The sequence below is a fragment of the Bacteroides sp. An19 genome (assembly GCF_002160215.1).
Classification (GTDB): Bacteria; Bacteroidota; Bacteroidia; order Bacteroidales; family Bacteroidaceae; genus Phocaeicola; species Phocaeicola intestinalis.
This window is the reverse complement of record NZ_NFKD01000015.1, coordinates 24,228-45,698: the sequence shown is the minus strand read 5'-3', so window position 1 is coordinate 45,698 and position 21,471 is coordinate 24,228. Positions and strand designations below refer to the sequence as shown.

Sequence of the window (21,471 nt, the reverse complement as noted above, 5' to 3'; positions counted from 1 at the left end):
ACAGTTTCTCACCCTTGACAATATTTCAATGATTCTTTTAATCTGGTATTGTTGAACCTGCTTTAGCCGGTTATAATGTTTTGATTTTAGAATTATACCGGAGTATTGAATATAAATAGGGCATACAGCCTAAAAAAAAACACAGAAATAAGAATGTATTCGTTTTTTTTGTTACTTTTGCACAGTTTTGGGTTTCTTGTGCGAAAAGAGAAGCCTTTTGCTTAAGTCATATACTAAAATGGCTTAACTTATTGAAAAATGTAACAATAAAAGAATAAGGCATGATACACAAAGTATTGATCGCTAACCGTGGCGAAATAGCCGTGCGGGTGATGCGCTCCTGTCGGGAGATGGGCATTCGTACTGTGGCTGTTTTTTCGGAGGCCGACAGGACTGCACGCCACGTATTTTATGCAGATGAAGCCTGCCTGATAGGACCAGCCGCTTCACGCGAAAGTTATTTAAACATCGATAAGATTATTTGGGCAGCCAAACACCATGGCGTAGATGCTATTCATCCAGGGTATGGCTTCTTGTCCGAAAATTCGGAGTTTGCACGCCGCTGCCGCGAAGAAGGCATCATCTTCATTGGTCCCGATCCGGAAACGATGGATGCTATGGGCGATAAGATTTCTGCACGTAAGCACATGATTGCGGCAGGAGTACCTGTAGTTCCAGGTACGGAGCAACCGTTGCAGAGCGTAGAGGAAGCTAAGGAAATCTGTAACCGTATCGGTTATCCTGTGATGCTGAAGGCATCGATGGGTGGTGGAGGCAAAGGTATGCGACTCATACATAGCGAAGATGAAGTGGAAGAGGCCTACAACACCGCCCGTTCAGAATCGATGTCCTCTTTTGGTGATGACACCGTGTATCTTGAGAAATTCGTGGAAGAACCACATCACATCGAATTTCAAATTTTAGGAGACAACTATGGCAATGCCGTTCATCTCTTCGAACGTGAGTGTTCTATCCAGCGGCGTAATCAAAAAATTGTGGAAGAGACTCCATCTCCTTTCGTCACACCTGAACTTCGTCAGAAGATGGGTGAAGCGGCTGTCGCAGCTGCAAAAGCAGTTCATTATAAAGGTGCCGGTACCATCGAATTTCTCGTTGACAAACATCGCAATTTCTATTTCCTGGAAATGAATACCCGTTTGCAGGTAGAACATCCTATTACTGAAGAAGTAGTGGGCGTTGATTTGGTAAAAGACCAGATCCGTGTGGCCAATGGCGAACCGCTTCACTATAAGCAGGAAGACTTAAAACAGCGTGGTCATGCTATTGAGTGCCGAATCTGTGCTGAAGATACAGAAAATAATTTTATGCCTTCGCCGGGCATCATCCGTCAATTGACAGAACCCAATGGCATTGGGGTGCGTATTGATAGTTACGTATACGATGGCTATGAAATTCCTATTTATTACGACCCGATGATTGGTAAACTTATCGTGTGGGCCACTACCCGCCAGTTTGCCATCGAACGTATGCGTCGTGTGCTTTACGAGTATAAGATTACAGGACTGAAAACCAACATCTCTTACTTGCGCCACATCATGCATGTACCCGACTTTGTAGAAGGTCATTACGACACCCTCTTTATTCCCAAGCATCAGGAAATGTTGCGCGAGTGGGCAGGACAGAAAGAAGAAGAGACGGAGAATATTGCCATGATTGCCGCTTACATCGATTACCTGATGAACTTGGAAGAAAACAAATCGGGAGCCACTGATAACCGTCCTATTAGCCGCTGGCGTGAATTTGGTTTGAAGAAAGGAGTATTACGGATTTAAGGATTCAATACACATGGAAATACATATCGGAGAAAGAGTTGCTGACGTTTCGTTAGTCAGCAAGGAAGGAAACAAGGTGCAGCTTACGATTGATGGTGTGCCTTACGACGTGGACATTGTGATGGCAGAAAACGGTAGTTGTTCCATATTGCATAATGGCAAATCGTATAATGCCGAGCTCATCCGTAAAGAAGGAGGCAAGAGTTATACGGTAAACGCGCATTACCAGTCATACAATGTTGACATCATCGACTCTCAGGCCAAGTACCTGCGTATGCGCAAAGGGGCCGACGAGAAACAGCAAGATAAGATTGTCTCACCTATGCCGGGTAAAGTGGTGAAGATACCTGTCCAGGTAGGTGACCGTTTGGAGGCTGGTGACATCGTGGCGGTGATTGAGGCCATGAAGATGCAAAGCAACTATAAAGTGAATAGTCCGTGCGTGGTGAAGGAAATTCTGGTGAACGAAGGTGACTCAGTTAACAGCAACCAGATAATCATGACGCTGGACGTGATAAACGAAGAATAACCAAACAATAAGACAAATGACTACAGCAGAACAATATAAAAAATTTGAGGAGCTTGACAAACTGGCTTCCCAAGGTGGAGGCGTGGAACGCGTGGAAAAGCAGCACGCCAACGGTCATATGACTGCCCGTGAACGTATCGACATGTTGCTCGACAAAGGAACGTTTAATGAATTGGACAAATTGGTGGTTCATCATTGTACTGATTTCGGGATGGACAAGAAGCATATTCCCGGTGATGGCATCGTATGTGGGTATGGCAAAATAGACGGACGGTTAGTGTACGTGTATGCCTACGATTTTACTGTATATGGTGGGACACTGAGCACCACTGGAGCTAAGAAAATCGTTAAGGTTCAAGAACTGGCGTTGAAAAACGGTGCACCGGTTATCGCGTTAAATGACTCGGGTGGTGCACGCATCCAGGAAGGCGTGGGTAGTATTTCAGGCTACGCTTCTATCTTTTATCAGAACACGATTGCATCGGGTGTCATCCCACAGATTTCAGCTATTTTAGGTCCTTGCGCAGGAGGAGCTTGTTACTCACCGGCACTCACCGACTTTATCTTTATGGTGAAGGAAAAAAGCCATATGTTCATCACCGGTCCTGATGTGGTAAAGGCGGTTACCCACGAGGAAGTGGATAAGGAAGAGTTAGGCGGAGCTTACACTCATAGTAGCAAGAGTGGTGTGACTCATTTTCTTTGCGATACTGAAGAGGAAACTTTGATGAGTATCCGCGAACTGCTGAGTTTCTTACCTTCCAATAACATGGAAGATGCGCCGAGTATGCCCTGCACCGATGACATCCGTCGTGCTGATGAGTCACTGATGAGTGTCATACCGGATGATCCTAACATGCCTTATGATATCAAAAATATTATTGAGCCGGTAGTAGACGACCATTATTTCTTTGAAGTGATGCCCCACTTTGCCAAGAACATTGTAATCGGTTTCGCCCGTCTGGGCGGACGCTCGGTGGGTATCGTAGCAAATCAGCCTGCCTACTTAGCTGGCGTGCTTGATATCGATGCTTCCGACAAGGCTGCACGTTTTATCCGTTTCTGCGACTGTTTCAACATTCCTATCGTGACGTTCGAAGATGTACCGGGTTTCTTGCCGGGTTGTACGCAGGAGCATAACGGTATCATCCGCCACGGAGCTAAAATCGTGTATGCATACGCCGAGGCTACTGTTCCTAAAATCACAGTCATCACCCGCAAGGCATATGGCGGTGCCTACATTGTAATGAATAGCAAGCCTATCGGTGCCGATGTAAACTTCTCGTATCCTACAGCCGAAATTGCTGTGATGGGAGCTGATGGAGCCGTAAACATTCTTTATCGCAAGGCTACGCCCGAGGAAAAAGCGCAGGCCATCGAGGAATACAAGGAGAAATTCTCGAACCCGTACCGGGCTGCCGAGCAGGGGTATATTGATGAAATCATTTTGCCTAAGGATACGCGCTTTAAATTAATCCAAGCATTGGAGATGACTCAAAACAAGAGTCAGAGTAATCCCCCGAAAAAACACGGGAATATGCCTCTATAAAATATGGCCAATTAGTTGGTTCCTAAGAACCAACTAATTGGATACAATATGTATAGTCAATCAAAAATGAAATGCGAAACATCATTGGTCATGTTGAATCAATGCATTGAGGAATTTTCGCAAACCAATTTTGTCCTACTATATAAGAAGCTGTTTTGAATTTCTCCAAAAAGTTTTTCTTGGCTTGATGTATCCGTTTTCGTGTGTGCTTTGGGCGATTTTTTGGTCCTTTTCGCTCCTGTTCTTCGTCAGATAGCCCGCTATCTTCCTCATCACAGAAGCGGAAATGCCTCAAAAACTCATCCCAAATCATCGCACGATAAATTCAAAACAGCTTCTAAGAAACTAATCAATAAATCGACGGGTTAAATCACCAAATTCTTCAATGCGCCGGTCTCTTAAAAACGGCCACCAGCGACGGACGTTTTCACTCCGGTTCATGTCTATGTCCACAACCAGATTTTCTTCTTTTGTATTGCTTGCTTGTGCCAGCAGTTCGCCTTGTGGGCCGGCAACAAAACTGTTGCCCCAAAACAGAATACCATTGGTTTGCCCTGAAGGATCGGGTTCCAGTCCTACACGGTTTACGGCAATGACCGGTAGCCCGTTGGCAACAGCATGTCCCCGCTGAACAGTTACCCAAGCACCGATTTGACGTAATTGTTCTTCATGTGTGTCCGTACTTTCCCAACCAATGGCTGTGGGATAAATCAACAGTTCTGCTCCTTTCAGTGCCATTAACCGGGCACCTTCCGGATACCATTGATCCCAGCAAACCTGTACACCTAATTTCCCGACAGATGTTTCAATCGGTTCAAAACCGATATCACCAGGAGTGAAATAAAACTTTTCATAATAGGCAGGGTCATCGGGTATGTGCATCTTGCGGTAGATTCCAGCAATATTCCCATCTTTTTCGAATACGACTGCAGTGTTATGATATAGTCCGGGAGCACGGCGTTCGAACAGTGACGTAACCAAGACGATGCCGTAAGCGGCAGCTATTTCACTGTAAAAGCCTGTTGAAGGACCGGGTATAGGTTCAGCTAAATCAAACAAACTTGTATCTTCTGTCTGGCAAAAGTAGGGAGTATTGTGTAATTCTTGCAATACGACCAGATTGGCTCCGGCTTGTGCTACGGAAGCAATGTTGCCGTGCAGTTTTTCTAAATTGGCTTTGATATCGTTCGAACAAGCCTGTTGTACGATACCTACGCGAATGATTCTTGTCATAATTGTCTTAATTATATAAAAGGTGAAGTAATTTAATCTTGTTTTACAAGGAAGGGCATACGCTTTCGGGATATTGCATGGTGACACAGTGCAATGAACCATGTTGCTGTATCAGTGCCCGGCAGTCTATTCCTATGATTTCCCGGTCGGGAAAAGCCGATTTCAATACTTTGGCAGCTTCTTTGTCTTTTTCTGGCTGAGCGTATGTCGGATATAATACAGCATCGTTCATAATCAGAAAATTGGCATATGTGGCAGGCAGTCTTTCACCTTCAGCATCGTAAATGGCATCGGGCAGAGGTACTGGGAGTAGACGATAGGGGTCTCCGTTGAGTGTGCGGAAAGACTTCAGTTGTTCTTCCATTGCGTGCAGAGCACCGTAATGTTCGTCTTTTTCATCGGTACATTGTACATATACAATGGTATGAGCAGGACAAAGACGTGCCAACGTATCGATATGGCTGTCTGTATCATCACCAGCCAGGAAGCCATAATCTAACCACAATACCTGGAACAGGTTGAATCGTTCTTTCAAATATTGTTCGATTTCATTGCGGCATAAAGTATCATTCCGGTTTGGAGCCAGCAGACAAGTGGAAGTAGTAAGCAATGTACCTTCTCCGTCACTTTCTATCGAACCGCCTTCCAATACGAAATTGCGGCAATTGACGTAATGCCCGTTCAATACACCACTTTCATGCAGATGCATATTAATCAGGTTGTCTTTACAGGCGGCAAATTTCATTCCCCAACCATTAAAACAAAAGTCGAGTAACAGTGGGGAGGCATTTTGTTGAAGTACTGTGATGAAGCCGTGGTCGCGTGCCCATGTATCATTGGTAGGGCAGGCGATAAAGTGAATGTTATGCCTGAAGTCAACATTCTCAAGTATTTTCGGATATTCGGGAGCCACGAGCAACAACGGTTGCCGGGCTGCTATTTCCTGAGCCAAATGGAGGAAGCACGATTCTACTTCTTCAAGCATATAGTTCCAGTCTGTTCCGGCATGTGGCCAAGTCAGCTGGATATAGCTTTGGGCATGCCATTCGGCTGGTAGATAAAAATTCTTTCCCATAACTGAATTATTTAGTTTGTTTTTTGTTTCGTTTTTGTTGGGCGACAGGTTGTTCGTCTGTAGACTTCTTGTCTTTTCTTCTGCGAAGCAATATCCAATCGAACAGTTCGCGCCAATTGTCAAAGTCTTTTTTATACATTAGGCCGATGCCTTGCGTTGTCAGTGTAGATTTGGTAAAGTATCGGTCATTGGTCTCATTATAACCCTTTAAGCGGAATTCGCCGTTCCTGGTCAATATCCACATAGCCTCAAAGTCACCTACAAAATTGGTATTCTGCATGGCGTTGTCGCGGTATCCGAAATTGCCATTGATAATGAGTCTGTTGTTCAGTAGTCTTCCCGAAAGAATAGCTTCTGCTTCTACGTCACTCCAGCCGTTTTCTCCTGTACTTAGATTCGTGCCTACGTTCCAGTTCTGGTTGTCGATGACTTGCGAGAGCATATTGTTTAATTGACCGGACAAGGTGCTGAATGCCAGTGAACTGGTTGCATCCGATTGGTTGGCATTACTATTGTAGTCGTATGTGTAAAATTTGCCGACCCCCAACAGATAGATAATCTGGGTGTTCATCTGTTCTTCGGTACTGGTCAGGCTACGTACCAGTTCGCGGTCTTCATCGCTAACGGTGGGCAAATCAAGGTCGAACTTCAGTGTCGGGCTGGTCAGGTTACCGCTTAAATTCAAAAGGCAGTTTACACGTACAGTTCCTTTGGTGGAGGATGCGTCTGCTACAAGATCGTTCAATGAAGCCGAATTGACCGTATAAACAGCTTGTACATTCAGATTTGCTTGACGTGGGTTGCCGTTAAATGAGACTGTACCTCCCGACTGTAAAACAAAGTCTTTGCGGATGACATTCTGCATACTCATTTTATATATACCTTCTCCGATATTATAGTTGCCGAATATCAGAAAATCGCCTTTGTTATAAAAATTAATGCGCAGGTTTCCCGTGCCGTTAGCGGAAATGTTGTCTCCCGCCACAGGATCCATGATAATGCGCATCGTTGCGTCAGGAGTGGCTTCTATTTGGAAATTTAAATGCATATCAAGAGGGGTATCGTCTTCTTCCTCTTCTTTCTGTATGTTAAGGGGATGGTATACTTCTGTATGGATGTTTTCCTGCTGGCGTCGTGGCGTTCGGTCTACAAATTTGATAAACTGTTTGCTTGTGGCCTCGGCCGCCGTAGCAGTAACATACGTAAATGATGTACGTGGGTCAGTACGTAAAGTGCCGTCTACATTCAGTGCATTGTTTCCGCCTCGTAACAATACCTCGCCCGTGGTGTAGATAGTTCCATAGAATGGAAATTCAGGGGTTTCTTTTTCTGTGTGATATACCAGCATGTTGTTGGTATTGAATCGGAAATTATAAGTCAAGTGTTTCAGCTTCTGATGGTTGAGGGCTCCGTTTACCAGACCGGTATGACCTTCCATATCCGCTATTTGTACGTTTTCGAATCCGAAATGTCCGGAACGGATACACACAGAGTCGGCGTGTAACTTGAAAGATGTATTCAATATGTCTACTTTCATGCTGGCATCAGCCTGGGCACTTCCTTCCAAATCCAGTCCCGAGAACGGACCGAACAGACGGACATTGCCGAATACACGTCCTTGCATATTGGTAAAAATACCATCAATGAATGGCTGAAGAAAAGCCAGATTAGTACCTCCTGCCTTGATGTGTAAATCCAATCCTTTTTCTTTAGGCGAAATATAACCATTAACAAAAGTTGAATAATGTTCGTTCTCACGGATGTCTGCCAACAGGCGTATGCCTCCTAATTCGTTGTCCCATTCACCTTTGATGTCGCCTCTGCCTAATAAAGCATCATTCAGTGAAAAACCTTTCACGTCCAGTCGTGTGTACATGACAGGATTGTCCAGCACGTGATGAAGATGTACACGACCGGTAATCAGTCCGTTGAATTTGACTGCATGAAACTGGATGATATCCATGATGTATTGCAGATTGATGTTACTTAAGTCGACCAGGCAACTGTCTGTTCCCGATTTACCGATACGTCCGTTGGCGCGTACGTATTGGTCTTGATGTTCGAACAAAAAATTACGTACATCTACGATGCCTTGGTCGATGACAACTTCCGAAGGATGTATTTTCCAAATGGTATCATTCAAAACGATTTGGCTGGGCTGTATGTTGATACGTGTGCTTAGCTTTTCTCCTGATTCCGGTTTCTCGAAATATGCCTCGGCATCTATCAGTCCACTAAAAGTGTTAACTGTATTATTCCCCCAGTTAATGGTTGCTTTTAACTGGTCTTCTTTGGCCAGCGCATTGACAGCAAGGTTTATCATTCCTCCTTTTTTCATCCGTTTATTGGTACGGAGCTGACATTGCAATCCTTCTTCCGTATTGTCGCACAAAAAAGTCCCAGATTCGTAATAGGCACCTTTGTATGTAAATTCGGGTGCATAAGCCCGTACCTGGATGCGGGTATGGCTGTCGTCAAAATATCCTTGCAGGGAAGCCGGCATGGATAGTAGCAAAGGGACATCAAACACTTTTGATAAAAGCTCTGTATTGTCTATCTGTATATGGAAACGAAAGTTGTTGTTGGTATCAGAAAGATGCTTGTCGGCAGCCAGTAAAGAAGGCAAGTAATGTTGTACTGTCTTCAGGATACTTACAGGCAACGTGCGATACGAATAATACCCTTGTATTTCTCCTTTTAAAAAAGAGGACTGGATTTTAATTTGCTTCTCACCACTGTTGGGAACTGCTCCTGCCAGAATGCTGAAATGGTCGAATGTATAGCATTTTTCCGGTTCGGGTGCCTTCATTATCAGGCTGTCAATGCTGATTCTTCCTTTCATGTCATCGACAGAATGTCCTGTAAAGTCTGCCATGAGATTCAGTGAGAAATCTGTGTTTTGATATTTATCTGTAAGATTCAACCTGTTAGGGTTGAAATGACGGATGGTGGCTTTCAGGTTGTAATCGGGAATAGCCTGCTGGGTAGCGACATGACCTTCGATTTCGATACTTCCGTTCGGGTCATTTACTGATATTTTCCCATCAAATCCTCCGGGCGTGTATTGCCCGTCGAGTAAGATATTGTGGTATTCATATTGTTTGTAAGACAAAGACGAAACAATGCCTTTGATGTATGATTCCGGTTTCCCGTCCTGATAACGGAATCCTTGCAGTTCGATATCGAAAGCTGCATTGCCAAATGTTTTTTCCTGTCCGAGTAACGCACCTAAATTTAACTGCTCACTGATTATTTTGCCTGAATAAGAATGATACAACGCACCTTTCGGTTTATGCATCGTTACGTTAGCCCGCACAGAGCCGGCTTCGGATAGGACAGTGCCATGTGTTGTCAGCTGGTGAAGGTAGCCTGATACATCTCCATTGAAATGTACGTCTCCCAGATGTTTTACAATACCGGGTATGGAATCTTTGTCCGAGAGGTTGTGGAAAAGCCATGACAGTCCTTGGGCATCGGCATCTAAATGAGACACTTGCCCGAAAAGATAAAGGTCTTCCTTCCGGTTCCAATGATTGATCATACCTTGGGCTTTCAGCAATAAGGTCTGATGGTTTCCGCTTACAAAGATATCGGTACAACGGGTATGATTTCCCTTTCCATCCAGTGCCAGATGAAGCTCTACGGGACTGTGAAAGTGGCTGAACGCCGGTACAAACATGGATATGTCGGCTGGTGTAATACGGGCATTCAGCTGCATCTGATAGGTGGTATTCTTGGTCAGATGAGGGAAGTGGGGTACACTGTCGTACGCTGCGGTCAGGCTGTCAATGGAAAGAATGGTTTCAGGCAATTGCAATTCCAAATCATTTATGGTAAAGTAGCGTGGAGTAGCAATACATTTCAAGGCAAGTTTCTTTAGCCTGAACCCACTGATTTCATTGAAACTCATTCGCCGGACTTGTGCATTGACCGAATCATTGGTCAAAGCTTTCAATGCAAGAGTGGCCGAAAAATTCTGGATACCGATATGTTTGTCATTGAAACGGTTGGGAGTGGCAGGTTCGGAAAGCACATCATAATACACTTGTCCGCGCCGGATTAATATTGAGTTGATGCGCAAGTCAATGTTTTTCTCTTTCTTTACCGTGTCTTTCGAGGCAAAGGCATCAAGTACGAATTGGAAATTGGCAGGGCTGTCAGGTGTTTTGCGGTTCAATCGTGCATTCAGTCCGAAAAGTTGCACACTGCTGATACGGATTTTCCCATGCAACAAAGATGATATTTCCACTTTGGCCGAAAAACGTGAGACTTTAAGCAGCTCCTCGTTTTCCCGATCTTTTAACGTCACATTTTGGATGATAACCCGGTTCAGTAACCCTAAATCGATATTGCCAATGCTCACTTCGGTCTTCATGAGCTTACTTAGCTCTTCGGCAGCAAGGTCTGATATTTGTTTTTGGACGAAAGAAAGGTTGAATATGGCAATCAATCCGAAGTAACATACCAAAATCAGTATGATAACAGAACGGACAAAATGTTTTATGTGGATTACCTTTCTCATATATATGCTTTCAGAAAATTAACCAAAAGTACAAATATCAGCTGAGGTAAGCTTTATTTTCTTCTGTTATTTCAAGATTTTTAAAAAATGAATGCCACATTCGGGCAATAAAGACACGGCTCAAGCATGCTTTTTGATGAACATAAGTGGGTGGGTTGGTTCACATAAGTAACTTGGGCTTTTCACATAAGTAAGTCAGTCGTGTCACTTATGTTCGTTTGAGGAAGCTTTTAGCCGACTGTTTTTCCTGAAGCCTCTGAAATGAAAAAGCGTTGAAAAGGCATGGGGAAATATGAGAAAATTGTTATATTTGCATCCATATATCGATGATTTTATAAAAATATTACATCTAATTAACAGATATAGCGAACATGAAGAGAAGTATTGCATTCTGTCTTATGACAATGGCGCTGGCTGCGGCACAGGCACAGCAAGGGGGGATTACTCCTGAATTGTTGAAAGACATCAAAGACAGCTACAAGCCTACGCCATCTGATAAGGCTATTTACAATGCGATGGCAGGGACCAGCATTTCAGTATTGGCAAAGAACCATGAGAATCTGGCAAATTTTGATACGCATTTTTCCAACCGTGTTGTTTCGCACGGCATTACCGACCAGCAACAATCAGGGCGTTGTTGGCTGTTTACGGGACTGAATGTACTTCGGGCACAGATGATGGCGAAGTATGGGTTGGACGAAATGGAATTTTCTCAAAATTATTGTTTTTTCTACGACCAACTGGAAAAAGCAAACCTTTTCCTGCAAGGCATCATTGATACCCGTGAAAAACCGATGGAAGACAAAATGGTAGAATGGCTTTTTAAGCATCCTATCAGCGACGGAGGACAGTTTACAGGCATTTCGGATATTATTGGGAAATATGGTGTAGTACCTGCTTCGGTTATGCCGGAAACTTATAGCAGCGAGCATACCGGACAGATAGCCGACTTGCTGGGACTTAAACTGAAAGAGTTCGGATTGCAGTTGCGTCAAGCTGCCGGGGAAGGAGCAAAGGAAACTGCACTGGAAGAACAGAAAAAAGAGATGATGGGCACCATTTACCGGATGTTGGCTTTGGCTTTCGGGGAACCGGTTGAACATTTCACGTGGACAATAAATGGTGAAACCAAGGAATATACACCACTTTCTTTCTATCAAACTTTTTTAGGTAATGACTTGACGGGTAATTATGTAATGTTGATGAATGACCCGAGCCGCGAGTTTTACAAGTGTTATGAAATCGATTACGACCGTCATACTTACGATGGGCGTAACTGGACGTATGTGAATCTGCCGATAGAAGACATCAAGGAAATGGCTGTCCGTTCGATTAAGGATAGTACGATGATGTATTTCTCGTGTGATGTGGTAAAATTTCTTGACAGCAAGCGCGGTACACTCGACTTGAACAATTACGATTATGCTTCTTTGATGGGCACCTCATTCGGAATGAATAAAAAACAGCGTATCCAGACTTTTGCAAGTGGTTCAAGCCACGCCATGACCCTGATGGCGGTAGACCTCGATGCCAACGGCAAACCGAAGAAATGGATGGTCGAAAACAGTTGGGGCGCAGAAGCCGGTTATCACGGACATCTTATCATGACTGATGAATGGTTTGACGAATATATGTTCCGGCTGGTAGTAGAAAAGAAATACGTGCCGGAAAGTGTACTGGACATCTTGAAACAAAAGCCTGTCCTTCTTCCGGCATGGGACCCGATGTTTGCCGAAGAATACTGATTTTGTATTCTTTACATTACAAAATAGCGGTTTATTCGTGATAAGACGTTGTTTGCTTGCTTGAATAAGGAAATATTTCTGTAATCGGGCAAGCAAACTTTCTTCGTTGCCCTATTATTGTGTAAATTTGTCGCGAACTTAGAATATTCATTTTATACCTGATATATGGCTAATCTAATCAAATTACGTAAAGGCTTAAACATAAACCTGAAAGGAAAAGCTGCTACGGAACTGATGAACGTGAAAGAACCGGGATTTTATGCATTGTGTCCTGATGATTTTACGGGAGTCATCCCGAAAGTGGTGGTGAAAGAACAGGAGTATGTAATGGCTGGAGGGCCCTTGTTTATTGACAAGAATCACCCAGAGATGAAATTTGTTTCGCCCGTAAGTGGCGTAGTAACGAGTGTGGAACGCGGCGCACGCCGTAAAGTGATGAGTATCACAGTAGAAGCAGCCGCAGAACAAGACTATGAAGAATTCGGGAAACAAGATGTAACCCGTATGGATGGAACTACCGTAAAGGAACTGTTGCTGAATGCAGGTTTGTTTGCATTCATCCGCCAACGCCCGTATGATGTAATTGCCGACCCGACAATTGCACCACGGGCGATTTTCGTATCGGCTTTCGATTCGAATCCGTTGGCACCTGACTTTGAGTTCGCGTTGAAAGGAGAGGAGGCGAATTTCCAAACCGGGCTGGATGCTTTGGCTAAGATAGCCGGCGTGTATCTCAGCATCAGCGCAAGCCAGCAGGCTAAGGCATTGACTCAAGCGAAAGGCGTTACATTGACCGTATTCGAAGGCCCGCATCCGGCAGGTAATGTCGGTGTGCAAATCAATCACATCGCTCCGGTAAATAAGGGCGAGACCGTATGGACGGTTGATCCGCAAGCGGTTATCTTTATCGGCCGCCTGATGAATACGGGCAGGGTGGATTTGACCCGTACCGTTGCTATCACGGGTTCGGAAGTGAAGAAGCCGGCATATTGCAAATTGAAGGTAGGAGCGATGCTGACCGATGTGCTTGCCGGTAATATTAATAAGGAGAGGGAAGTGCGTTGTATCAGTGGCAACGTCTTGACCGGGAAGAAAATTCCTGTAAACGGATTTTTAGGAGCCTTTCATTCGCAGCTCACCGTGATACCGGAAGGTAATGACGTGCACGAAATGCTGGGCTGGATAATGCCTCGTCTGAATGATTATAGTACCAGCCATTCGTATTTCAACTGGCTGATGGGCAAAAAGAAAGAGTATGTTCTGGATGCCCGTGTGAAAGGTGGAGAACGTCACATGATCATGTCTAACGAGTATGACAAAGTCCTTCCGATGGATATTCTGCCCGAATACTTGATAAAGGCAATTATCGCGGGCGATATCGATCGCATGGAAGAACTGGGCATATACGAGGTCGCCCCCGAAGACTTTGCTCTTTGTGAATTTGTCTGCTCATCAAAGATGGAGCTTCAGCGTATTGTCCGCGAAGGATTGGATATGCTTCGTAAGGAAATGTGTTAATTGATATGGCTTTTTGAGTTTTTAAGTTCTTAAGTTTTTTTAAGTTGTAGCTGATTTGCAGGCAGCGATGGACAAACCAACAAACTTACAAACTAACAAACTAACAAACTCAAAAACTAATAAACTAATAAACTTTAATATGAACGCATTAAGAAATTATCTGGATAAGATAAAGCCGAACTTTGAAGAGGGAGGCAAATACCATGCTTTTCGTTCTGTATTCGAAGGTTTCGAGACATTTTTGTTTGTCCCGAATGCCACATCGAAGACGGGAACGCACATTCACGATGCGATAGATAGCAAACGTATCATGTCGTTCGTGGTCATTGCTCTGATGCCGGCATTGTTGTTCGGTATGTACAATGTAGGGTATCAGCATTTTCATGCTACCGGTGCTGAAGGAAGTTTCATCGAAATGTTCGGTTATGGTTTTCTGGCCGTGTTGCCCAAGATTATTGTTTCCTATGTAGTGGGACTAGGCATTGAATTCATTGTTGCCCAATGGAAAAAAGAAGAAATCCAGGAAGGATTTCTAGTGACAGGTATGCTGATTCCCATGATTGTTCCGGTAGATTGTCCGTTGTGGATGCTTGCTATCGCTACAGCATTCTCGGTCATATTCTGTAAAGAAGTGTTTGGAGGGACAGGCATGAATGTTTTCAATCCGGCTTTGATAACCCGTGCCTTTCTTTTCTTTGCATATCCTACCAAGATGTCGGGCGACACCGTATGGGTTTCGGGTGATAGCATCTTCGGTCTGGGTAAGACTGTGGATGGGTTGACGGCGGCTACTCCGTTAGGCGTGGCTAAGGTTGCCGAGTGCCCTGCTTTCTCGTGGGATATGGTGACCGGTCTGATTCCTGGCTCTATCGGCGAGACTAGCGTGATTGCCATCGCCATTGGTGCCGTTATCCTGCTATGGTCGGGAGTGGCAAGCTGGAAAACGATGCTGTCCGTATTCGTAGGTGGTGCACTTATGGGTTGGGTATTCAATACGTGGGGACCGGATACCGCCATTGCCCACATGCCTTGGTACGAACATTTGTGTTTGGGAGGCTTCTGTTTTGGTGCTGTGTTTATGGCTACCGATCCGGTTACCTCTTCGCGTACCGAAAACGGCAAGTTTGTTTACGGTTTCCTGATAGGTGCGATGGCTATCATTATCCGTGTGCTTAATCCGGGTTATCCCGAAGGTATGATGCTGGCTATCCTGTTGATGAATATTTTTGCACCGCTGATTGACTATGTTGTCGTGCAGAACAATATCTCACGCCGTGTCAAACGTGCAATGTCTAACAATTAAAAAAAACCGGAAGAACAATGAATACCAATAGTAATTCATATACTATCATTTATGCTTCGGTATTGGTTATTATCGTAGCGTTTTTGCTGGCTTTCGTCAACTCTTCTTTGCGCGAACTGCAAGGAAAGAACGTTGAGTTGGATACGAAGAAACAGATTCTTTCTTCACTGGGCATTCGCGATGTGCAGAATCCCGAAGCCAAGTTTGCCGAGGTGGTGAAGGAAGATATGCTGGTGGCTGAAGACGGTTCGCTGAAACCGTATGAAGGCGCTTTTGTCACCGGATATGAGAAAGCATATAAAGAAAAAGGAGAAGCTCATCTCTTTGTCTGTGAAGTGGACGGGGAAACAAAGTATGTTATTCCTGTTTACGGTGCCGGTCTTTGGGGTGCCATCTGGGGATATGTGGCGCTGAACGAAGACAAGAATACCGTGTATGGCACTTATTTCTCTCATGCTTCGGAGACTCCGGGCTTGGGTGCGGAAATCGCTACCGAGCATTTCCAAAACGAGTTTAAAGACAAGAAAGTCATGGATGGTTCTGTGGTTGGTCTGAATGTCGTGAAGAACGGGAAGGTTGAGAAGCCGGAATTCCAGGTGGATGGAATCTCAGGCGGTACAATCACTTCGGTAGCGGTAGGCCAGATGTTAAAGAGCTGCATGGACCATTATACCAATTTTTTAACTACTAAATAAGGAGGACGAATATCATGGGAAGTTTATTTTCAGCTAAGAATAAAGAGGTGTTTTCTACTCCGATAAGCATGAACAACCCGGTAACGGTTCAGGTATTGGGTATCTGTTCTGCACTCGCCGTAACCTCTAAGTTGGAACCGGCTATCGTAATGGGGCTTTCCGTAACGATTATTACGGCATTTTCCAACGTTGTCATTTCATTGATTCGCAAAACGATTCCGAACCGTATCCGTATCATTGTCCAGCTGGTAGTGGTTGCCGCTTTGGTGACAATCGTAAGCGAAGTGTTGAAGGCATTTGCATACGATGTCAGTGTGCAATTATCCGTTTACGTAGGTCTGATTATTACGAATTGTATCTTGATGGGACGTCTTGAAGCGTTTGCGATGGCAAACGGCCCGTGGGAATCTTGTCTGGACGGTCTGGGCAATGGCTTAGGCTATGCCAAGATTTTGATTATCGTGGCGTTTATCCGTGAACTTTTAGGCTCAGGTACGTTGTTAGGCTACAATATATTGAATTACGATGCCATTAAGGAGGCGGGATATGTGAACAACGGCTTGATGTTGATGCCGCCTATGGCATTGATTATTGTGGCTTGCCTGATATGGTACCAGCGTGCGAAACATCCCGAATTACAAGAAAAGGAATAATAAGGAAAGGTAATGATTATGGAACATTTTATAAGTTTATTGGTCCGTTCAATCTTTGTGGACAATATGATTTTTGCATTCTTTCTGGGTATGTGTTCGTATCTGGCTGTGTCGAAGAATGTAAAAACTGCCCTCGGGTTAGGTATTGCCGTTACGTTCGTATTGGTTGTGACTTTACCGGTCAACTATTTGCTTCAGACCAAAGTGCTTGCGGCAGACGGTATCTTGGGCATTGATTTAAGTTTTTTGAGCTTCATCCTCTTTATTGCCGTTATTGCTGCCATCACCCAGTTGGTAGAAATGGTTGTAGAGCGTTTCAGTCCTTCATTGTATGCTTCATTGGGTATCTTCTTGCCTTTGATTGCCGTGAATTGTGCGATTATGGGTGCGTCTTTGTTTATGCAGCAACGCATTGGCTTGGGAGAGTCTGACCCGAAATTTATCGGCAATGTATGGGACTCTGTTTCATACGCCTTGGGGTCGGGTATAGGCTGGCTGCTGGCAATTGTGGGCCTGGCTGCCATTCGTGAGAAGATGGCTTACTCCAATGTGCCTGCTCCGTTGAAGGGCTTGGGCATAACTTTCATTACAGTAGGCTTGATGGCTATGGCATTTATGTGTTTCTCAGGTTTGAACATCTAATAAGGAAAGGAATAAGACAATGGACATGAATTTTATATTAGCAAGCATTGGAGTATTCCTGGTGACTATTCTGGTGTTGGTCATCATTTTGTTGGTGGCGAAAAAGTTCTTGGTAACTTCGGGTAAGGTAAAACTGACCATTAACGGAGAAAACCAGTTGGAAGTGGAGTCTGGTTCGACATTGCTGAACACCTTGGCTGTAAACAATATATTCTTGTCATCGGCTTGTGGCGGGAAAGGGTCTTGCGGACAATGCAAGTGCCAGGTTTTGGAAGGCGGGGGAGAAATCCTTCCTTCGGAAGTAGGGCATTTCAGCCGTAAGCAGCAGAAAGACCATTGGCGTTTGGGATGTCAGGTGAAAGTGAAAGGCGATATGGCTATCAAAGTGCCTGAATCGGTCTTGGGTGTGAAGGAATACGAATGTACCGTTATTTCGAACAAGAATGTGGCAACATTCATCAAGGAATTCAAGGTGCAATTGCCTGCCGGCGCGCACATGGACTTTATCCCCGGTTCGTATGCACAGATTAAGATTCCGGCATTTACGATGGATTACGACAAGGATATTGACAAGTCATTGATCGGTGATGAATATTTGCCTGCATGGAAGAAGTTCAATATGTTTTCGTTGAAGTGTGTAAATACGGAGCCTACCATTCGTGCTTATTCAATGGCGAACTATCCGGCAGAGGGTGATGTATTCATGTTGACGGTCCGTATTGCCACGCCTCCGTTCAAGCCCGACCGCAGTGGTTTTATGGATGTGAATCCGGGTATCGCATCTTCTTATATCTTTACGCTGAAGCCGGGTGACAAGGTGCTGATGAGCGGTCCTTACGGTGATTTCCACCCGATATTCAATTCGAAGAAAGAAATGATTTGGGTAGGAGGTGGTGCCGGTATGGCTCCGTTGCGTGCACAGATTATGCACATGACCCGTACATTGAATACGCGCGACCGTGAAATGCATTATTTCTATGGCGCCCGTGCATTGAATGAAGTGTTCTATTTGCAAGATTTCCTGCAATTGGAAAAAGATTTCTCGAACTTCCATTTCCATTTGGCGCTTGACCGTCCTGACCCTGCAGCCGATGCCGCAGGCGTGAAATATACTCCGGGCTTCGTGCATCAGGTGATGTATGAAACTTACTTGAAGAATCACGAGGCACCCGAAGACATTGAGTACTATATGTGCGGTCCGGGTCCGATGTCGAAAGCTGTCGTCAATATGTTGGATAGCTTGGGAGTGGATTCATCTTCTATTATGTACGACAATTTCGGATAAGATAAAGAGCTTTAATCAAAAACAGTTCTAAACAGGTGCTTTGAATATCAAGGAGAATCAACGTAAGTTTCTGATTCTCCTTGATATTTTTATGAATGTCCTTTAGCGAATCTGACCGAGTTGAAAACGCAGTAATACTGCGTTTGCCGATGAAGTTATATCCGTAGGCGAATGCAGTATATATTCAACCGCGAATGCAGTATATATTCATTTTTCAGGGGTATATATTGGCTGTTGGCGGACATTCATTTTTTATTTAATCCTTCCCGATAATCCAGGCAAATAATCGGCAGGCAAACAGTCCGTCAGTTTCATCTGTTGAGAAAGCATGTACAGCTTCCACACACCCGTCTTTTATATTCCAATTTCGCTTATGCGTTAATGTTATGTAAATCTAAGCGGTTTACTTTTTAATATATCACAGTTTTTTATTATTTTTGTACGATTTTTTTTGAGACATGAAGATTAAGGAAGTTTTGAATGCCCTTGAGATGTTCGCGCCTCTGCCTTTGCAAGACGGTTTTGATAATGCCGGTTTGCAAATCGGATTGACAGACGCGGAGGTTACAGGGGCTTTGTTGTGTTTGGACGTGACTGAAGCTGTGGTGGACGAAGCAATAGCTTTGGGATATAATTTGATAGTATCACACCATCCGCTTATCTTTAAAGGATTCAAGTCGGTTACGGGTAAAGACTATGTGGAGCGATGCGTTATTAAGGCTATTAAGAACGATATTGTAATTTATTCGATGCATACCAATTTGGACAATGCTTTGTTGGGAGTAAATTATAAGATTGCAGAAAAAATAGGATTGAGGCAAGTGCGTGTATTAGAGCCTAGAGAAAACGCATTATTGAAGCTGGTGACATTCGTACCGATGAAACATGTCAACCAAGTACGTGATGCTCTGTTTGGAGCTGGTTGCGGTTGTATAGGCAACTATGATGCTTGTAGTTATAATATAGAAGGAATCGGGACATTCCGGGCTGGAAACGGTACACATCCTTATTGTGGTAAAATAGGTGAATTACATCACGAAGAAGAGATGCGGATAGAAACCATTCTTCCGGTGTATAAGCGGGATGTAGTAACCAAAGCTTTATTGGCAGCCCATCCTTATGAAGAACCGGCATTTGATTTTTATCCGGTGCAAAACAAATGGAACCAGGCAGGGGCAGGCATCATAGGTGTCTTGGAAGAACCGGAAACAGAAGGTGACTTTCTGCGTCGCGTCAAGCAGATTTTTGAAGCAGGCTGCGTGAAACATTCGCGGCTGACAGGAAGGTTAATCCGAAATGTAGCTTTGTGTGGAGGAGCGGGAGCATTTCTGCTGCCACGTGCTATAGCCAGTCAGGCTGATGTGTTTATAACAGGCGAAGTGAAGTATCACGATTATTTTTATTATGAGAATAGTATTTTGATTGCAGAAATAGGCCATTACGAAAGCGAACAATACACTAAAGAATTGATTTGTTCTTTATTAGAGAAAAAATTCCCATCATTGGAACTTCGTATGACCCGAATCAATACAAATCCGATTAAATATTTATAAAGCATTATGGCGAAAGAAGTAAAAAAAGATCCTAGTGAACTGAGTGTGGAGGAAAAACTGAAAGCTTTGTACCAATTGCAGACCATGTTGTCTGAAATTGACAAAATCAAGACTTTAAGAGGTGAACTTCCGTTGGAAGTACAAGACTTGGAAGATGAAGTGACAGGCTTAAGCACCCGCATCGAAAAGATTAAAGGTGAAATAGAAGAATTGAAATCGAACGTTGCTACCAAGCGTATTGAAATTGAAACAGCCAAGGCTTCAATCGATAAATACAAAGCACAACAAGACAATGTGCGTAATAATCGTGAATATGATGTGCTGACAAAGGAAATCGAATTCCAAACCTTGGAAGTGGAATTGTGTGAAAAACGCATCAGAGAGTATACCTCTTCTATCGAATCAAAACAAGAGGAAATAGAAAAGAACACACATACCCTGGAAGAAAGAAAGAAAGACTTGGAGATGAAGAAAAATGAATTGGATGAAATCATTTCTGAGACTAAACAGGAAGAGGAAAAACTCCGCGACAAGGCAAAAGCGTTGGAAGCAACTATCGAACCGCGTTTGCTTCAGGCATTCAAGCGCATTCGTAAAAACTCTCGAAACGGATTGGGAATTACTTATGTGCAGCGTGATGCATGTGGGGGATGCTTTAATAAGATTCCGCCTCAAAAACAATTGGACATCCGTATGCGAAAGAAAATCATTGTGTGTGAATATTGTGGACGCATCATGATTGACCCGGAACTGGCAGGAGTAATGCCTGAAAGACACTTGGAAACAAAAGTGAAATGATTTTTACCTGCAAAATATATGGGTCGCCCCAGCGAGCAAAGACATCTTGAGCTTTGTCCGTTGGGGCGATTCTTTTCATTCATAGTTCCTCATACGCCGGTACGGTGGGCAAGAATGTATAAGAGTGCGTTGCATAATCAATGTGGCAACAATAATGGTGGATTCCATTGCTCACAATCAGATATTCTACTTTCAGCACCATATTATAACGCGTAATTTGGTCGAATACAGCTTGCGTGATTTCCACATTTGGGGCTTTATATTCTATAATCATCCGGGCGGTCAGATTGCGGTTATAAAGCACCGTATCGCACCGCCTTTTCATTCCGTTCAGATTCAATTGGATTTCATTAGCCAGCAATCCCCAAGGATAACCTTTGTGCTCCAGCAAATAATGAGTGAAATGCTGCCGCACCCATTCTTCGGGTGTAAGGGCAACATATTTCTTGCGTAACACATCGAATATGAATTTTTTCCCGTCTTTGTTAGCAATTTTAAACGGATAAGAAGGTAAGTTTAATTCCAACATTTTATATCTTTGTATGAATAGCGTGAATAATTTATCATACAAAGTTACA

At 43.9% G+C, this 21,471-nt stretch carries 17 protein-coding genes; 12 read left to right on the top strand and 5 right to left on the bottom strand.

Annotation, left to right across the window (positions count from 1 at the left end):
* Positions 1 to 281: 281 nt before the first annotated feature.
* Genes accC through B5F25_RS08250 form a run of 3 tightly spaced genes read left to right on the top strand, consistent with a single transcriptional unit; the run spans position 282 to position 3,871 of the window.
* A complete protein-coding gene (gene accC / locus B5F25_RS08260) occupies positions 282 to 1,793 on the top strand; it encodes an acetyl-CoA carboxylase biotin carboxylase subunit (RefSeq protein ID WP_022039170.1) in 1,512 nt (503 codons plus the stop codon).
* A gap of 13 nt (positions 1,794 to 1,806) precedes the next feature.
* The gene (locus B5F25_RS08255; protein ID WP_022039171.1) at positions 1,807 to 2,322 is read left to right on the top strand and encodes an acetyl-CoA carboxylase biotin carboxyl carrier protein subunit; all 516 of its coding nucleotides are present in this window, start codon (positions 1,807 to 1,809) and stop codon (positions 2,320 to 2,322) included.
* A 16-nt stretch (positions 2,323 to 2,338) separates the two neighbouring features.
* Complete coding sequence (locus B5F25_RS08250; protein WP_022039172.1) at positions 2,339 to 3,871, top strand: acyl-CoA carboxylase subunit beta; 1,533 nt, start codon at positions 2,339 to 2,341, stop codon at positions 3,869 to 3,871.
* Between the two features lie 88 nt (positions 3,872 to 3,959).
* Here B5F25_RS08250 and B5F25_RS21610 read toward each other — a convergent pair whose 3' ends face one another.
* Genes B5F25_RS21610 through B5F25_RS08235 form a run of 4 tightly spaced genes read right to left on the bottom strand, consistent with a single transcriptional unit; the run spans position 3,960 to position 10,701 of the window.
* Positions 3,960 to 4,184, bottom strand: a complete 225-nt coding sequence (locus tag B5F25_RS21610; RefSeq protein WP_158100109.1) for a hypothetical protein — start codon at positions 4,182 to 4,184, stop codon at positions 3,960 to 3,962.
* A gap of 32 nt (positions 4,185 to 4,216) precedes the next feature.
* Positions 4,217 to 5,104 carry a carbon-nitrogen hydrolase gene (locus B5F25_RS08245; protein WP_022039174.1) on the bottom strand — a complete coding sequence of 296 codons (888 nt, stop codon included), beginning with the start codon at positions 5,102 to 5,104 and terminating at the stop codon, positions 4,217 to 4,219.
* Positions 5,105 to 5,147: 43 nt separating this feature from the next.
* On the bottom strand, positions 5,148 to 6,179 hold the full coding sequence (locus B5F25_RS08240) for an agmatine deiminase family protein (RefSeq protein WP_022039175.1): 1,032 nt from the start codon (positions 6,177 to 6,179) through the stop codon (positions 5,148 to 5,150).
* A 7-nt stretch (positions 6,180 to 6,186) separates the two neighbouring features.
* Complete coding sequence (locus tag B5F25_RS08235; RefSeq protein ID WP_087248886.1) at positions 6,187 to 10,701, bottom strand: translocation/assembly module TamB; 4,515 nt, start codon at positions 10,699 to 10,701, stop codon at positions 6,187 to 6,189.
* A 371-nt stretch (positions 10,702 to 11,072) separates the two neighbouring features.
* On the opposite strand from B5F25_RS08235, the gene B5F25_RS08230 reads away from it, so the two are divergent.
* The 9 genes from B5F25_RS08230 (at position 11,073) to B5F25_RS08190 (ending at position 20,893) form a co-directional block, all read left to right on the top strand.
* Positions 11,073 to 12,446, top strand: coding sequence for a C1 family peptidase (locus B5F25_RS08230; protein WP_087248884.1), 1,374 nt, complete (start codon positions 11,073 to 11,075; stop codon positions 12,444 to 12,446).
* 165 nt (positions 12,447 to 12,611) lie between these two features.
* Positions 12,612 to 13,964, top strand: a complete 1,353-nt coding sequence (locus B5F25_RS08225) for a Na(+)-translocating NADH-quinone reductase subunit A (RefSeq protein WP_087248882.1) — start codon at positions 12,612 to 12,614, stop codon at positions 13,962 to 13,964.
* Positions 13,965 to 14,103: 139 nt separating this feature from the next.
* Positions 14,104 to 15,267, top strand: a complete 1,164-nt coding sequence (locus B5F25_RS08220) for an NADH:ubiquinone reductase (Na(+)-transporting) subunit B (protein ID WP_087248880.1) — start codon at positions 14,104 to 14,106, stop codon at positions 15,265 to 15,267.
* A 17-nt stretch (positions 15,268 to 15,284) separates the two neighbouring features.
* On the top strand, positions 15,285 to 15,962 hold the full coding sequence (nqrC, locus tag B5F25_RS08215; protein WP_087248878.1) for an NADH:ubiquinone reductase (Na(+)-transporting) subunit C: 678 nt from the start codon (positions 15,285 to 15,287) through the stop codon (positions 15,960 to 15,962).
* 14 nt (positions 15,963 to 15,976) lie between these two features.
* The gene (locus B5F25_RS08210; protein ID WP_013616829.1) at positions 15,977 to 16,615 is read left to right on the top strand and encodes an NADH:ubiquinone reductase (Na(+)-transporting) subunit D; all 639 of its coding nucleotides are present in this window, start codon (positions 15,977 to 15,979) and stop codon (positions 16,613 to 16,615) included.
* Positions 16,616 to 16,633: 18 nt separating this feature from the next.
* Positions 16,634 to 17,257, top strand: coding sequence for an NADH:ubiquinone reductase (Na(+)-transporting) subunit E (nqrE, locus tag B5F25_RS08205; RefSeq protein ID WP_041584217.1), 624 nt, complete (start codon positions 16,634 to 16,636; stop codon positions 17,255 to 17,257).
* A 19-nt stretch (positions 17,258 to 17,276) separates the two neighbouring features.
* A complete protein-coding gene (gene nqrF, locus B5F25_RS08200) occupies positions 17,277 to 18,542 on the top strand; it encodes an NADH:ubiquinone reductase (Na(+)-transporting) subunit F (RefSeq protein ID WP_087248876.1) in 1,266 nt (421 codons plus the stop codon).
* Between the two features lie 458 nt (positions 18,543 to 19,000).
* A complete protein-coding gene (locus B5F25_RS08195) occupies positions 19,001 to 20,095 on the top strand; it encodes a Nif3-like dinuclear metal center hexameric protein (protein ID WP_087211891.1) in 1,095 nt (364 codons plus the stop codon).
* 6 nt (positions 20,096 to 20,101) lie between these two features.
* Complete coding sequence (locus B5F25_RS08190) at positions 20,102 to 20,893, top strand: C4-type zinc ribbon domain-containing protein (protein WP_022039184.1); 792 nt, start codon at positions 20,102 to 20,104, stop codon at positions 20,891 to 20,893.
* Positions 20,894 to 20,972: 79 nt separating this feature from the next.
* Here B5F25_RS08190 and B5F25_RS08185 read toward each other — a convergent pair whose 3' ends face one another.
* Positions 20,973 to 21,422 (bottom strand): type I restriction enzyme HsdR N-terminal domain-containing protein, encoded by a 450-nt coding sequence (locus B5F25_RS08185; RefSeq protein ID WP_087248874.1) that lies wholly within the window; start codon positions 21,420 to 21,422, stop codon positions 20,973 to 20,975.
* Positions 21,423 to 21,471 lie beyond the last annotated feature (49 nt).

Coding starts and splice junctions, on each gene's coding strand:
- accC (WP_022039170.1), top strand. CDS start 282: ATGATACACAAAGTATTGATCGCTAACCGTGGCGAAATAGCCGTGCGG.
- B5F25_RS08255 (WP_022039171.1), top strand. CDS start 1,807: ATGGAAATACATATCGGAGAAAGAGTTGCTGACGTTTCGTTAGTCAGC.
- B5F25_RS08250 (WP_022039172.1), top strand. CDS start 2,339: ATGACTACAGCAGAACAATATAAAAAATTTGAGGAGCTTGACAAACTG.
- B5F25_RS21610 (WP_158100109.1), bottom strand. CDS start 4,184: ATGATTTGGGATGAGTTTTTGAGGCATTTCCGCTTCTGTGATGAGGAA.
- B5F25_RS08245 (WP_022039174.1), bottom strand. CDS start 5,104: ATGACAAGAATCATTCGCGTAGGTATCGTACAACAGGCTTGTTCGAAC.
- B5F25_RS08240 (WP_022039175.1), bottom strand. CDS start 6,179: ATGGGAAAGAATTTTTATCTACCAGCCGAATGGCATGCCCAAAGCTAT.
- B5F25_RS08235 (WP_087248886.1), bottom strand. CDS start 10,701: ATGAGAAAGGTAATCCACATAAAACATTTTGTCCGTTCTGTTATCATA.
- B5F25_RS08230 (WP_087248884.1), top strand. CDS start 11,073: ATGAAGAGAAGTATTGCATTCTGTCTTATGACAATGGCGCTGGCTGCG.
- B5F25_RS08225 (WP_087248882.1), top strand. CDS start 12,612: ATGGCTAATCTAATCAAATTACGTAAAGGCTTAAACATAAACCTGAAA.
- B5F25_RS08220 (WP_087248880.1), top strand. CDS start 14,104: ATGAACGCATTAAGAAATTATCTGGATAAGATAAAGCCGAACTTTGAA.
- nqrC (WP_087248878.1), top strand. CDS start 15,285: ATGAATACCAATAGTAATTCATATACTATCATTTATGCTTCGGTATTG.
- B5F25_RS08210 (WP_013616829.1), top strand. CDS start 15,977: ATGGGAAGTTTATTTTCAGCTAAGAATAAAGAGGTGTTTTCTACTCCG.
- nqrE (WP_041584217.1), top strand. CDS start 16,634: ATGGAACATTTTATAAGTTTATTGGTCCGTTCAATCTTTGTGGACAAT.
- nqrF (WP_087248876.1), top strand. CDS start 17,277: ATGGACATGAATTTTATATTAGCAAGCATTGGAGTATTCCTGGTGACT.
- B5F25_RS08195 (WP_087211891.1), top strand. CDS start 19,001: ATGAAGATTAAGGAAGTTTTGAATGCCCTTGAGATGTTCGCGCCTCTG.
- B5F25_RS08190 (WP_022039184.1), top strand. CDS start 20,102: ATGGCGAAAGAAGTAAAAAAAGATCCTAGTGAACTGAGTGTGGAGGAA.
- B5F25_RS08185 (WP_087248874.1), bottom strand. CDS start 21,422: ATGTTGGAATTAAACTTACCTTCTTATCCGTTTAAAATTGCTAACAAA.